Genomic DNA, 12,760 nt, shown 5'->3' with positions numbered 1-12,760 from the left:
TGCTTGGCGGTCGGTGCTTGGCGGTCGGTGCTTGGCGGTCGGTCAACCGTCGTAGTCGACCTCGACGTGGTCGGTGACCGGGCTGGACTGGCAGGTCAACACGTAGCCGGCGGCCAATTCGTCCGGCTCCAGCGCGAAGTTGCGGGCCATCCGGACCTCGCCGCCGGTGACCTTCGCCCGGCAGGTCGAGCAGACCCCGCCGCGGCACGAGTACGGCAGCTCTCCCCGGACGTCGAGCGCCCGGTCCAGGATCCGCTCGTCGTACCCCATCCCGAACGTGCTGGACCGGCCGTCCAGGGTGATGGTCACCTGGGCCTCGCCCTCCGGTACCGGAGCGGACGACGGTGTGGCCGGCGGTTCGGCGCTGACGTGGAACAGCTCGGTGTGCACCGAGCGGTCGTCGACCCCGACCCCGGCCAGCACCCGCTGCGCGCCGACGACCATGCCGTACGGGCCGCACAGGAACCATTCGTCCACTGTGGACGGATCGAGCAGGGCGGCGAGCAGCCGGCCGATCCGGTCCTCGTCCAGCCGTCCGGACAGCAGCTCCGACCCGCCCGGTTCCCGGGACAGCACGTGCACCAGCTGCAGCCGGTCCGGGTAGCGGTCCTTGAGGTCGGCCAGCTCGTCGACGAACATCACCGACCGCACGAACCGGTTGCCGTACAGCACGGTGAACCGGCTCGCCGGTTCCACCGACAGTGCCGTGGCCACCAGCGACAGCACCGGCGTGACGCCGCTGCCCGCGACGATCGCCGCGTAGTGCCGGGACCGCTCCGGGGCGAGGTCGGTGGTGAAGTGGCCCAGCGGCGGCAGCACCTCGACCCGGTCGCCCACCGCGAGCTCCTCGGACACGTACCGGGAGAAGACCCCGTCCGGGATCAGCTTCACCCCCACCTGCAGCTCGCCGTCGGTGGCGAGCCGCTCGGGCGTCGAGCAGATCGAGTACGACCGGCGCGCGTCCACGCCGTCGACCAGGTGGCGCACGGTCAGGTGCTGACCGGGCCGGAACGCGAACGTGTCGCGCAGTTCGACCGGTACCGCGAAACCGAGCAGGTAGGCGTCGTCGGTCAGCCGTTCCAGCCGGGCGACGGCCAGTTTGTGGAACTCCGGGCGACGACGCGTCGGCCGGCGCAGCGCAATAACATGCTCGGGTTGCAAGCTCCTCTCGGCCGCCATCAGTGCTCCTTGATCCGGTCGAACGGTTCGCCGCAGGCACGGCACCGCCACAGCGCCTTGCAGGCGGTCGACGAGTAGCGGGAGAGTTCCTCGGTGTCGGGTGAGGCGCAGTGCGGGCAGCGCACCGACAGTCGCACCGCGATCGGCGACTCGCCGCGCGGCCCGGGTGGGGCGATCCCGGCGGCGTCGAGTTTCGCCCGGCCGGCCGGGCTGATCGCCTCGGTCGTCCACGGCGGCGCCAGCTGCGTCTCGACGTCCACCTCGGTCACCCCGAGGTCGGCCAGCCGGGACCGGATGTCGGACCGGATCACGTCCATGGCCGGGCAGCCCGAGTAGGTCGGGGTGATCGTGACCCGGACCCGTCCGTCCACGATGGACACCATGCGCAGGATGCCCAGGTCCTCGATCGTCACCACCGGCAGTTCCGGGTCGGCGACCGCGGCGACCGCGGCCCGGGCCGCGGCCTCGGTCACCATGTCGCACCCGGATGCGCCCGGTGCAGGTACTGCATCTCCGCGAGCAGGTAGCCCATCACCTCGGTGTGCACGCCGTGCCGGCCGCCGGTCGGTGCCCAGTCGTCGTCCGGTACCGCGAGCGTCGCCTCGACCAGCACTTTGTCCACTGTGGACAGCCAGGGCTCGCGCAGCGTGGCCGGGTCGACCGCGACCCCCTCGGCCAGCAGCTCCGGCTCGATCCAGCCGGTTTCGAACAGCTCGTGCGTGTAGGGCCAGATCCGGCCGAGCGCGGCGGTCATCCGCTGGTGCGCCTCGGGAGTACCGTCGCCGAGCCGCAGCGTCCACAGCCGGGCGTGGTCGACGTGGTACTCGGTCTCGGTGACCGCCTTCGCGGCGATCGCGGCGAGCCGCTCGTCGGTGCTGCGCCGCAGCGCGGAGTAGAGCTCGTGCTGGTAGGTCGCGAAGCACAGCAGCTTCACGATCGTCACCGCGAAGTCGCCGTTGTCCAGCTCGACCAGCTGGCAGTTGCGGAAGTCCTGCTCGTCCCGCAGGTAGGCGAGGTCGTCCTCGTCCCGGCCGGCGCCCTCCAGCTCGCCCGCGTAGCTCAACAGCAGCCGGGCCTGGCCGAGGGTGTCCAGGGCGATGTTCGCCAGCGCGACGTCCTCCTCCAGCTCCGGCGCGCGGGACGTCCACTCGGCGAGCCGCTGCGCGGCGATCAGGCCGTCGTCGGCCAGCGCCAGCACGTAGTCGGACCTCACAGGTGCTCGACCCCCTCCGGTACCGGGTAGAACGTCGGGTGCCGGTAGACCTTGTCGCCGGCCGGCTCGAAGAAGGCGTCCTTCTCGTCCGGGCTGGACGCGGTGATGGCCGCCGCCGGCACCACCCAGATCGACACGCCCTCCTGCCGCCGGGTGTACAGGTCGCGCGCGTTGCGCACCGCGAGCTCCGCGTCGGAGGCGTGCAGGCTGCCCACGTGCGAGTGCGCCAGCCCGCGCCGGGGCCGGACGAACACCTCCCACAGCGGCCAGTCCTGACTGTCCACTGTGGACTGTCCGTTCTCGACGGTCATGCCGCGGCCTTCCTCGTGCGCTGCTTCGCCGCGTACGCCGCGGCCGAGTCCCGGACCCAGGCGCCGTCGTCGTGCGCCCGCCGGCGGTGCTCGATCCGCTGCCGGTTGCACGGTCCGTCGCCTGAGATGACCCGCATCAGCTCACCGAAGTCGGGCTGGGTGTACCGCCAGTGCCCGGACGGCTGATCGTAGCCGAGCGCCTCGTCCGGCAGGTTCAGCCCGAGCACCTCGGCCTGCTGCGCGGTCATGTCGACGAACTTCTGCCGCAGCTCGTCGTTGCTGAACCGCTTGATCTTCCAGGCCATCGACTGCGTCGAGTGGGTCGACTCGGCGTCCGGCGGCCCGAACATCGCAAGCGACGGGTACCACCAGCGGTCGACCGCGTCCTGCGCCATCGCGCGCTGCTCGTCGGTCCCGCGGGCCAGCGTGTAGAGCAGGTCGAACCCCTGGCGCTGGTGGAACGACTCCTCCTTGCAGATCCGGATCATCGCCCGCGCGTACGGCCCGTACGAGCAGCGGCACAGCGGCACCTGGTTGACGATCGCCGCGCCGTCCACCAGCCAGCCGATCGCCCCGACGTCCGCCCAGGTCAGCGTCGGGTAGTTGAAGATCGAGCTGTACTTCTGCCGGCCGGACAGCAGCTTGTCGAACAGCTCCGCGCGCGACACCCCGAGCGTCTCGGCCGCCGCGTACAGATAGAGGCCGTGGCCGGCCTCGTCCTGCACCTTGGCCAGCAGGATCGCCTTGCGCGCCAGCGACGGCGCCCGGGACAGCCAGTTGCCCTCCGGCTGCATCCCGATGATCTCCGAGTGCGCGTGCTGGGCGATCTGCCGCACCAGCCCCTTCCGGTACGCCTCGGGCATCCAGTCGCGCGGTTCGATCTTCTGGTCCGCCCCGACGACCTCGTCGAAGTACGCCGCCAGCTCGTCACCGGCCGCGACCCCGGCACCGTCCCCGCCGCGGTCCCGGTCGGCGGCCGCGCGCAGCTCCGCCTCGGCCGCCGCCACCTCGGACAACAACCCGGACGCACCGGGCACTTCCTGCCGCTCCATGCCCCCAGTGTTACAGCATCCGGTCACCGCGGCAAGATTCTGTAACACGTCGCGCCGGCCCGGCGAACCGGACACGGCGATGGCCGCGACGCGATGCGCCGCGGCCACCGTGAATCCGCAGGTCAAGCCGGTTGTACGAGCCGGGCCGACCGGCCGCGCGAGCGGTCAGGCGTTCGCCCGGCGCCGCCGGGCCAGCACCACCAGGCCGACGCCGGCCAGCAGCACCAGCAGGCCGACCCCGCCGTACAGGCCGAGCCGGGTGCCGGTCACCGGCAGCGAGCCGCCGGCGTCACCGCCGCCGTGCCCACCGGTACCGGCCGAGCCGCTGGCGCTGTGCGACGGCGCCGCACTGCCGCTGAGCACCGTCACCGTGATCGCCGCGCGGTCGTTCTTCGCGTTCCGGTCCGGGATGTTGCCCGCCTCGGTGACCAGCGTCCCGTCCGACCCGACCGCCGACTTCTCGATCTTCACCGTGAACGTCAGGTACTGCGTCTTGCCCGGCTCGAGGATGTTGCGCCAGCTGCAGTAGTAGCTGCGCCGGCCCAGGGTCCGGTGCCAGTCCGTGTCGGAGTTGGCGCACCAGGCGTAGTCGCCGTCCGGGACCGAGGTGGCGACGGTGCCGGACGGCAGCGTGACGTAGGCGTGGCCCGGATCGCCGCCGTCGAGATGACCGGTGTCCGCGGGTCCGTGGTTCTTGACGCCGACCCGCAACTTCACCGACTGGCCGACATGGCCGCTGGCCTTGCCGCCGACTGCGGCGAGGTCGGCCGGGTTCTCGCCGACCCGGACCGCCATCATGGTCTGGTTGTCACCGTCGTCGGCGTCCTTGACCCGCGGCTGCCGCCGCGAGGTGGCGACGAACGACGCGTGCAGGCTGCCCCCGCCGGCGGCCGTCCGGCGCTTCGCGTCACTGTTCGCACCCGACTTGCCGGGCGAGACCTTGAACCACAGGTTGTACGAGAGCGGGCCCGGGGTGGTCGCCGCGACGTCCACCGGTAGGCCGGCCTTCCCGCCGACGGTCATCACGTAGGTCTGGCCGGGCTCGAACTGCCCGTCGAACACGCAGCTCATGTCGTAGTTCTGGGGCAGCGGTGCGTACTTGCAGCCCTGGATCTTCTTGACGATCTTCAGGTAGCGGGGCGCCATGTTGTAGAAGTTGACGCTGACCCCGTCGGCCACCTCGTCGCCCTGGTTGGTGAACGCGACCGAGGTGCGGACCTGCTTGCCGGCCTTCGCGTCGGCCGGTGCGGGCTGGATCGCCATCAGGTCCGGCGCCGAACCGACGACCTTGACGTTGCCGTAGCTGACGTCCGAGCCGAGGTTCGACGAGCTGATCGACATCGACGGCCGCACCACGGTGCCGACCTTCACTCCGGGCTGGACGCGGAGCCGGACCGACATCAGGTCGTACGACCAGGTGGACTGCGGCACGTCGCCCAGCTTGCAGGTGATGACGCCCTGCTCGGTGACACAGCCGGAGGTCGGCTTGGCCACCTCGATCTGCAGCTGCTTCGCGGTCTTCGTGGTGTCGATGGCGACGACGACGTCGTGCGCGGTCTCGTCACCGGTGTTGCGAATCGACAAGGCGGTGACCTTGCCGGTTGAGTCGGGGCCGACGTTCTGTGCGATCGAGATGTCGTCCAGGGAGACACCGACCTGTGGCGCGTCGTCGGCAGCGGCCGGGGCGGCGAGAGCGCCGGCGACGAGGACGGCGCCGACCACCGCGACAGTGCGGCGTAACAAGCGGGACAGGTGCATGCGGGTCCTTCGCGCGAGTGGGGGACGTCCGGACGGGAAGGCGCCTTACGCACCGCCGAGGGCGCGACGGCCGTCCCGAGGGGATCCTTAGGAAACCTTCCGGTTCGATGGGCCCGAGCACTCTATCGGAGCTGATTACCGGCTGGGAGTCGACCGAAAGGCGGAGCCTCGAAACCCGTAAACGGGCGCAAACCGGTACGTTCTCAGCTCGCGCTCCGGGCGGCGTCGAACATCGAGAAGGTGGCGAGCGCCTGCGCGCGGGACTCGGCGCCACGGGCACACATCCGCTGTTCGTACCCGGCGAGCGCGGCCGTCCACGTCGCACCGCCGTCCCGCGCCGCGACCAGCGCGTCGGTCAGTTCGGCGGCGTCCAGGAACGCGAGCGTCGCGCCGGCCCCGCCGGGCGGTACCGGATGGCCCGCGTCGCCGAGCAGCGTGACTCGACCGGTCGGCCACGGTTCGACCGGGTCACCGAGCCGCAGCGGCCCGACCCCGCTGTTGGCCCGATCGGCCTCGGCGAGCAGGGCGACCAGGTCGGGATGCCAGTCGGCGGCGATGGACCGGAGTACCGCCAGCCCGTCGTCCTGGTCGTCGGCGAGCCGGGCACCGAGTTCGGCCCGCTCCGGGGGCAGCAGCATCACCCAGCGCAGGTAGCTCGGCGTGTCGGGCAGCGTCACCTCGGGCGCGAGCTCGGCGGCGGCCTCGCGTGGCGGGCGGCGGAACGGCATCGTGCCGAGCATCAGCTGCACGTCCGGCGCGGAGACCATCGTGCTCCAGCCCGGCACCAGACCGGCGAACCGGTCGGTCAGCGGCGTGCGGCCGATCCCGCCGTACCGGCCGAGGTCGCGGACCTCGACGTCCGGCAGCAGGTGCCGGCGCACGGCCGAGCCCATGCCGTCGGCGCCGACGACGAGGTCGGCGGTCTCGGTGCTGCCGTCCGCGTACGTCAGGACGACGCCGTCGGCCGCCTCCTGGTAGCCGGTCAGGTGCCGGCCGAAGGTGACGACGTCCTCGATCCCGGCCAGCAGCAGGTGCCGCAGCACGTTGCGGTCGAACAGCAGCCCCTCGTCCCGCGGCGGGAGCTCGGCCAGCACGTTGAGCTGCGGGTCGACCGCCCGCCCGGCGCCGTGCATCTCCCCGGCGACCGCGTCCAGCAGCGGCAGCAGGCGCTCGGTGAGGCAGCCGCGCAGCGCGGCGAGGCCGTCCGGCCCGAGCCCGATCCGGTACCCCTGGAAGCGGGCCTCGGCGCTGGCGTCGCGCTCGACGACCCCGACGTCGAACCCTTCCCGGCGCAGCCGCCGGGCGACTGCGAGCCCACCGAGCCCGGCTCCGATCACGACGATCCGCATGACACCCCTCCGAGGCAGAGTGAACTAAGTTCACGTGAACGATGTTCACTCTAACCGCGCCGGTACCCGGCTGGCAAACTGTCCGGGTGTCCCGACGCGACGAAGTCCTGCACGCTGCGCTCGACCTGCTCGACGAGGTGGGACTCGACGCGCTCACCACGCGCCGGCTCGCCGAGCGACTCGGCGTCCAGCCGGGCGCCCTCTACCGGCACTTCCCGAGCAAGCGCGCGCTGCTCACCGCGATGATCGGCGAGGTGACCGCGGGCGGACCGGCCGCCGGGCCGCCGCCCGCGGACGCGACGTGGGACGAGATCCTGCGCGCCGTCGCGCTGGAGTACCGCAACCGCCTCCTGCGGCACCGCGACGGCGCGCGGCTCGTCGCCACCGGGGTACGGCCGGAGCAGGAGGCGGCGCAGGCGGGCTGGCGGTGGACGGTCTCGGTGGTCCGCGGCGCCGGCCTGGACGAAGCGGGTGCGATGCTGGCGGTCGACACCGTCTTCGCCTACGCCAACGGCTTCGCCATCGAGGAACAGGCGCGCGGCGGTTTCCCGCCGGTACCGGCCGAGCGCGCCGAGCGGGACGCCGTCTTCCACGCCGGCCTCGACCTGATCATCGCCGGCATCACCGCCACCGCACCCGCCTGACCGGATCCCGCGGGCCGCGGATCAACCGTTGCCGACGGCGGGTCAATCGTTGGCGGAGCCGGGTCAGTCGTTGGCGAAGCGGGGTCAGTCGTTGGCGACGGCGGGACAGTCGTTGCCGACGGCGGGTCAGTCGGTGGCGACGGCGGGTCAGTCGTTGGCGAAGAAGGTGGGGCCGTCGACGGGGAGGGCGGGGACGGCGCCGGCGGCCGCGGCGCGACGGGCGAACTCGCGCAGCCCGGCGACCTTGCGCTCGCTCAGGTCGAACTCCAGCGCCTGGTAGTAGCGCGCCAGGATCGCCTTGTCGAACGGTTCCCAGCGGACCGCGGAATCGACGACCGCGTCCAGTTCGGTCCGGGCCAGCGCGGTGGACCGCAGGAACGCCTGGTGCACGTCCTTGACCAGGCCGGGGTTGGCGGTGGCGTAGTCGCGCCGGGCTGCCCACACCGCGAACACCATCGGCAGGCCGGTCCAGTCCTTCCAGGCCGAGCCGAGGTCGGTGACGGTCAGCCCGTCGTGGTCGCCCTCGTACATCGCGCGCAGCGCCACGTCGCCGATCACCACGGCGGCGTCCGCGTCGGCCAGCAGCGTGTCGAGGTTCGGCGCGCCACGCACGTACTCGGGCCGCACCCCGTACCGCTCGGCCAGCAGCAGTTGCGCGAGCAGGACGCCGGTGCGGCTGGTGGAGCCGAGCGCGACCCGGCGCCCGTCCAGCTCGGCGAGCGGCCGCTTGTGCACGAGGTTGACCGACAGCACCGGCCCGTCGCTGGTGACCGCGATGTCCTTCAGCACCAGCAGCTCGTCGGCGTGCCGGAGGAACTCGACCAGGCTGATCGGCGCGATGTCCAGCTCGCCGGCGACCAGCTTGTCGTTCAGCACGTCCGGCGGCGCCTTCGTCAGCTCGACGTCGGCCAGCGTGCCGGAGCGCATCAGCCCCCAGTAGATGGGCAGGCAGTTGAGGAACTCGATGTGCCCCACCCGGGGCCGCCGCAGCACGCTCACGGCTCGAACACTAGCCGCGTGACCCCCGTCTCCCGGCCCAGGGTGGCCGGAAGGTCCGCCGGTTCACCCCGTCACGAGGTGGCCGGGACGGCCGCGGCCGGTACCGGCTCGTCGGCGGTGATGGTCTCCGGGGCGCGGCGCAGGCCACGCAGCACCGGCACGGCCAGGACGCCGATCACCGCGAGGGCGAGGAGGCCGCTGCCGGTGAACAGGATGCGCGGGCTCACCACCGACAGCAGCCCGCCGCCGACGGCGTAGCCGATCAGCGTGCCGCTGTTGATGAAGGCGTTGAAGGTGGCGCCGACCCGGCCGCGCTCGTCGGGCCGGACCCGGCGCCCGAGCAGTACCCCGATGGCCAGGTTCAGGCCGCCGTTGGCGAGGCCGCCGACCAGGTAGACCGGGATCAGCCACGACACCGTGGGCGCGGCCGCGAGGCCGAGCATGACCAGGCCGAACACGCCGAGCAGCACCAGCAGGAGCCGGACCACGCCGCGGTCGCCGGGGGCACGCCTGCCGAGCAGCCAGCCGCCGGCGATGGCGGCGGCCGACCACAGCGCGCTGAGCAGCCCGTACGCGCTGGAGCTGCCGTGCAGGGTCTCCCGAACCAGGTAGACCTCGCCGACGTTGTCGCAGGTCACGGCGGTGATGCCGACGGCGATGAGGACGAGTGCGATGGTCAGCAGCCGGTCCGCGCGCACCAGCGACAGGCCGCCGCGGACCCGGCCGGTGGTCGCGTCCGGGCGCAGCGGCCCGCCGCCGTGCGCGGTGCGCAGCAGCAGCCCGGCGGCGATCACGGCGAGGAAGCTGGCGGCGTCGATGAGCAGCGGGATCGTCTGGCCGAACCGACCGACGAGGACGCCGGCGAGGGCCGGCCCGGCGAGGATGCCGAGCCCGCGGACGGTCTGCACGGCGGCCTGGGCCTGCGGGATGCGGTCCCGGTGGATGGCGCGCGGAACGATCGCGCCGACCGCCGGTCCGGTGATCGCGAGGCCGCCGGCGACCAGCGCCATCAGCGCGATGATCAGCGCCGGCTGCCGCACGTACGCGAGGGCGACGCACAGCAGCGCCTGGATCGTGCCGACGGTGACCAGCAGCGTACGGGTGCGGAACCGGTCGACGAGGCGCCCGGCGAGCGGCGCCAGCAGTACGGCCGGGGCGACGCCGGCGATCAGCAGTGCGGCGACCGCGTACCCGGCGGCGCCGTTGTCCTGCAGGGTCAGCACCAGGGAGGTGTCGGCCATGAAGTCACCGGCGAAGGTGACCGCGGTGCACCCGGCGACGATGGCCAGCTCGCGCCGTTCCGCAGATGTGAAGGACATATTTCGAAAATAATCCTTCACATCTGTTTCGCGCAAGCCCCTGGACGGCGTCGGCCGGAGACCGGGGTGGCGTCAGCTGGAGAACCGGGTGGCGTCGGCCGGAAATCGGTACTGGACCGGGCCGGCCGCCGGCTACCGTCCCGGCATGTCCGAGTGCGTCAGTCCCCCGAAACCCCGCCCCGGCGATGCCGTCGCGGTGCTCTCCCCCTCGTCCGGGCTGCCCGGGCTGTTCCCCGCCCCGTACGAGCTGGGGCTGCGGCGGCTCCGGGACGACTTCGGCCTGCGGGTCGTCGAGTACCCGGCCAGCCGCAAGATGGGCGCCAGCCCGCAGGAGCGCGCCGCCGACCTGCACGCCGCGTTCGCCGACCCGGAGATCGCCGCGGTGTTCGCCAGCATCGGCGGCGACGACCAGCTCACCGTGCTGTCGCACCTGGACCGGGAGCTGCTCGCGGCCAACCCGAAGCCGTTCTTCGGCTACAGCGACAACACCAACCTGCTGCTCCTGCTGCGCAACCTCGGCATCGTCGGCTACCACGGCGGCTCGGTGATGGTGGAGCTCGGCCGGCCCGGCGCGATGCACCCGCTCACCGCGGCCAGCCTGCGGGCGGCGCTGTTCGGCACCGGCCCGTACGAGCTGGCCACCACGACCACGTTCACCGAGGTCAACTCGCGCTGGGAGGACCCGCGCACGTTCGAGTCCGAGCCGGCCACCGACCCGGCCACCGGCTGGTACTGGCATCGCGGCGACCGGGTGGTCGACGGTCCGGTGTGGGGCGGCAACCTGGAGATCCTGTCCTGGCTGCTGATGGCCGACCGGGAGATCGAGCCGGCGGACAGCTACGCCGGCAGCGTGCTGTTCCTGGAGACCTCGGAGGAGATGCCGCGCGCCGAGGAGGTCTACCGGGTCCTGCGCTGCATGGGCGAGCGCGGGCTGCTCCGGCAGTTCCCGGCGCTGCTGATGGCGCGGCCGAAGGCCTGGTCGTTCGAGCAGCCGCTGGACGCCGAGGGCCGCGTCCGGTACCGCGCCGAGCAGCGGGCGGCGGTGCTGCGCGCGTTCGGTGAGTACGCACCGGAGGCCATGATCGTGTTCGACGTCGACCTCGGGCACACCGATCCGCAGCAGGTGGTCCCGATCGGCGGCCGGGCCCGCGTCGACGGCCCCGCCCGCCGCATCACCGTCACCTACTGACCGCCGCCCGTACCCACCCGTCGGCCGCCGGCCGGGCACGAACACCGTCCGCTGCCGGCGCGCCGTCCGGGCCGGCAGGACACCGCGCCGAACGGGTGACCGCGACTGACAGGGGCTGTCAGGGCAGCTCGGTAGCGTCGCCGCGGGAGCACGACCGACGGAGGCGACGATGGACGAGCTGGCGCACTACCGGCAGGCGGGGCCGATCACCACGCTGGCGGGCGCGCCCGCCGCGCTGCTCGACGGGCTGCCCGCCGACCCGGTCGCGCTCTGCGCGGTGGCGCACGGGCTGGTGATCCAGCCGGCCGACGCGAGCAGGGCCGGCGTCGCCGCCGACCGGCTGGCGGAGAAGGACGTCCGGCCGGCAGCCGACCTGCTCGGCGGGCTCGGCGGGCTCGACCCGCGGCCGCTCACCGCACCGCGACCGGCCACCGCGCGGGTGGTCGGCACCTGCCGGCACTTCGCCGTACTGGCCACCGCCCTGCTCCGGCACGCCGGCGTCCCGGCCCGCGCCCGGTGCGGCTTCGGTACGTACTTCCAGCCCGGCCGCGGCCTGGACCACTGGGTGCTGGAGTACTGGAACGGCGACCGGTTCGTCCGGCTCGACCCCGAGACGCTCGGTACCGACCTCGTCGAGGCGCCCGAGGATCTCGCCCCCGGCCTGTTCCTGACCGGCGGCGAGGCGTGGCAGCGGTACCGGGCGGGTGAGATCGACGCGCAGCACTTCGGCGTGCCCGGGTACGCGGACAACTGGGGGCCGGCGGAGATCCGCGGCAACGCGATCCGCGACCTGGCCGCGCTCGCCGGGTACGAGATGCTGCCCTGGGACGAGTGGGGCCGGATGACCGCCTCGTACGCGGGCGGGACCGGCCCCGACTACGACGAACTGCTCGACCGGGTCGCCGCGGCGACCGCCGACGGCAGCCCCGCCGCCGTCACCGCCTGCTACCGCACCGCCGACCTCGCCGTACCCACCGAACTCCGGCCCGCGTGAGACCGGCCCGGGGCGCTGCGGATCGTTCGACCGCATCGGCACGCTCCCGGCTGCCGGGCCCCGCCCGGGACCGAGACGGCGCTCGACACGGTGCGGGTCAGGTATCCGTAGGCCGCTCGTCCGGCCCCGGCACCGGGAAGGCACGGATCTCCAGCAGCACGTCCCGGGTGTCGGTACGGCCGGCGCGGGCCTTGCGGGGGTACCGCTTGGCGAACGACTCGACCAGCTCCACGCACGCGGCGGTCAGCTCGCGAAGCTCGTCCAAGGTCAGCCGCATCCGCGACTCGCTGAAGCTCGCCGTGTCCCACCACGCCGGGTCGGCGTGCGGGGTCGCGTCGAAGAACCTCCTGGCCTGCTCGTCCCCGCGGGCCAGGACCAGCGGTGCGAGCAGCTGGGTCGCGGCGCGCGCGGCCGGGTCGGTACCGGCGTCGTCACCGACCCGCCAGCCGCCCGAGGAGCGCCACCGGCGTTCCCGGCGATCGGTGCCCGGCGCCTCCTGCACCAGGCCGTACTTGGCGAGTTCGCGCAGGTGGTAGCTGGTCGCACTGGGCGACAGGCCGACGATGTCGGCGCATTCGGTGGCGGTCGCCGACTCCCGGTCGCCCAGGTACTCCAGGATCGCCAACCGGGCGGGGTGCGCCAGCGCCCGGATCGCCCGCGGGTCGGTCAGGTTCGGTTTGTCCGAGATTGTTCCGGTGCTGGTGGGGTCGTTGCCGTCGCTGTCACCGCTCACGGTCCCATCATTGCGCGTCG

The 12,760-nt window shown here is 72.9% G+C and carries 13 protein-coding genes; 3 read left to right on the top strand and 10 right to left on the bottom strand.

The genetic code is table 11. The features are described from left to right. Positions 1-42: 42 nt before the first annotated feature. From paaE to NUM_RS04105, 7 genes are all read right to left on the bottom strand, one after another. Positions 43-1,179 carry a 1,2-phenylacetyl-CoA epoxidase subunit PaaE gene (gene paaE / locus NUM_RS04135; protein ID WP_207123198.1) on the bottom strand — a complete coding sequence of 379 codons (1,137 nt, stop codon included), beginning with the start codon at positions 1,177-1,179 and terminating at the stop codon, positions 43-45. Further along, positions 1,179-1,655 carry a 1,2-phenylacetyl-CoA epoxidase subunit PaaD gene (paaD, locus tag NUM_RS04130; RefSeq protein WP_207123197.1) on the bottom strand — a complete coding sequence of 159 codons (477 nt, stop codon included), beginning with the start codon at positions 1,653-1,655 and terminating at the stop codon, positions 1,179-1,181. Before paaD ends, paaE begins: the two co-directional genes overlap by 1 nt. After that, positions 1,649-2,392, bottom strand: coding sequence for a 1,2-phenylacetyl-CoA epoxidase subunit PaaC (paaC, locus tag NUM_RS04125; RefSeq protein ID WP_207123196.1), 744 nt, complete (start codon positions 2,390-2,392; stop codon positions 1,649-1,651). Before paaC ends, paaD begins: the two co-directional genes overlap by 7 nt. Then, the gene (gene paaB / locus NUM_RS04120) at positions 2,389-2,703 is read right to left on the bottom strand and encodes a 1,2-phenylacetyl-CoA epoxidase subunit PaaB (RefSeq protein ID WP_207123195.1); all 315 of its coding nucleotides are present in this window, start codon (positions 2,701-2,703) and stop codon (positions 2,389-2,391) included. The genes paaC and paaB overlap by 4 nt, the downstream gene beginning before the upstream one ends. Beyond that, positions 2,700-3,755 carry a 1,2-phenylacetyl-CoA epoxidase subunit PaaA gene (paaA, locus tag NUM_RS04115; protein WP_207123194.1) on the bottom strand — a complete coding sequence of 352 codons (1,056 nt, stop codon included), beginning with the start codon at positions 3,753-3,755 and terminating at the stop codon, positions 2,700-2,702. Before paaA ends, paaB begins: the two co-directional genes overlap by 4 nt. A gap of 165 nt (positions 3,756-3,920) precedes the next feature. Further along, the gene (locus NUM_RS04110; RefSeq protein WP_207123193.1) at positions 3,921-5,513 is read right to left on the bottom strand and encodes a COG1361 family protein; all 1,593 of its coding nucleotides are present in this window, start codon (positions 5,511-5,513) and stop codon (positions 3,921-3,923) included. 203 nt (positions 5,514-5,716) lie between these two features. Beyond that, a complete protein-coding gene (locus tag NUM_RS04105; protein WP_207123192.1) occupies positions 5,717-6,862 on the bottom strand; it encodes an FAD-dependent oxidoreductase in 1,146 nt (381 codons plus the stop codon). Positions 6,863-6,948: 86 nt separating this feature from the next. Between NUM_RS04105 and NUM_RS04100 the strand changes: the two genes are divergently transcribed. Continuing rightward, positions 6,949-7,506, top strand: coding sequence for a TetR family transcriptional regulator (locus tag NUM_RS04100; protein WP_207123191.1), 558 nt, complete (start codon positions 6,949-6,951; stop codon positions 7,504-7,506). Positions 7,507-7,653: 147 nt separating this feature from the next. On the opposite strand, the gene NUM_RS04095 is transcribed toward NUM_RS04100, so the two are convergent. Continuing rightward, the gene (locus NUM_RS04095; protein WP_207123190.1) at positions 7,654-8,505 is read right to left on the bottom strand and encodes a menaquinone biosynthetic enzyme MqnA/MqnD family protein; all 852 of its coding nucleotides are present in this window, start codon (positions 8,503-8,505) and stop codon (positions 7,654-7,656) included. A 71-nt stretch (positions 8,506-8,576) separates the two neighbouring features. Beyond that, positions 8,577-9,824 carry an MFS transporter gene (locus NUM_RS04090; protein ID WP_207123189.1) on the bottom strand — a complete coding sequence of 416 codons (1,248 nt, stop codon included), beginning with the start codon at positions 9,822-9,824 and terminating at the stop codon, positions 8,577-8,579. Positions 9,825-9,969: 145 nt separating this feature from the next. On the opposite strand from NUM_RS04090, the gene NUM_RS04085 reads away from it, so the two are divergent. Together NUM_RS04085 and NUM_RS04080 are read left to right on the top strand one after the other, a co-directional pair. Beyond that, positions 9,970-11,013 (top strand): S66 family peptidase, encoded by a 1,044-nt coding sequence (locus NUM_RS04085; protein ID WP_207123188.1) that lies wholly within the window; start codon positions 9,970-9,972, stop codon positions 11,011-11,013. A 169-nt stretch (positions 11,014-11,182) separates the two neighbouring features. Then, entirely contained in the window at positions 11,183-12,007 is an 825-nt protein-coding gene (locus NUM_RS04080) for a transglutaminase-like domain-containing protein (protein ID WP_207123187.1), read from the top strand. A 97-nt stretch (positions 12,008-12,104) separates the two neighbouring features. Here the strand turns inward: NUM_RS04080 and NUM_RS04075 are convergent, their stop codons facing one another. After that, on the bottom strand, positions 12,105-12,740 hold the full coding sequence (locus NUM_RS04075; RefSeq protein WP_225918318.1) for an ArsR/SmtB family transcription factor: 636 nt from the start codon (positions 12,738-12,740) through the stop codon (positions 12,105-12,107). Positions 12,741-12,760 lie beyond the last annotated feature (20 nt).

This window comes from Actinocatenispora comari, from assembly GCF_017312725.1.
Classification (GTDB): domain Bacteria; phylum Actinomycetota; class Actinomycetes; order Mycobacteriales; family Micromonosporaceae; genus Actinocatenispora; species Actinocatenispora comari.
This window is presented reverse-complemented; position numbering and strand designations above follow the sequence as displayed.

Bases quoted from the DNA above. Each gene is read 5' to 3' on its own strand.
- NUM_RS04080 (WP_207123187.1), top strand. From the start codon at position 11,183: ATGGACGAGCTGGCGCACTACCGGCAGGCGGGGCCGATCACCACGCTG.
- paaB (WP_207123195.1), bottom strand. From the start codon at position 2,703: ATGACCGTCGAGAACGGACAGTCCACAGTGGACAGTCAGGACTGGCCG.
- NUM_RS04110 (WP_207123193.1), bottom strand. From the start codon at position 5,513: ATGCACCTGTCCCGCTTGTTACGCCGCACTGTCGCGGTGGTCGGCGCC.
- NUM_RS04090 (WP_207123189.1), bottom strand. From the start codon at position 9,824: ATGTCCTTCACATCTGCGGAACGGCGCGAGCTGGCCATCGTCGCCGGG.
- paaA (WP_207123194.1), bottom strand. From the start codon at position 3,755: ATGGAGCGGCAGGAAGTGCCCGGTGCGTCCGGGTTGTTGTCCGAGGTG.
- paaD (WP_207123197.1), bottom strand. From the start codon at position 1,655: ATGGTGACCGAGGCCGCGGCCCGGGCCGCGGTCGCCGCGGTCGCCGAC.
- paaE (WP_207123198.1), bottom strand. From the start codon at position 1,179: ATGGCGGCCGAGAGGAGCTTGCAACCCGAGCATGTTATTGCGCTGCGC.
- NUM_RS04105 (WP_207123192.1), bottom strand. From the start codon at position 6,862: ATGCGGATCGTCGTGATCGGAGCCGGGCTCGGTGGGCTCGCAGTCGCC.
- NUM_RS04085 (WP_207123188.1), top strand. From the start codon at position 9,970: ATGTCCGAGTGCGTCAGTCCCCCGAAACCCCGCCCCGGCGATGCCGTC.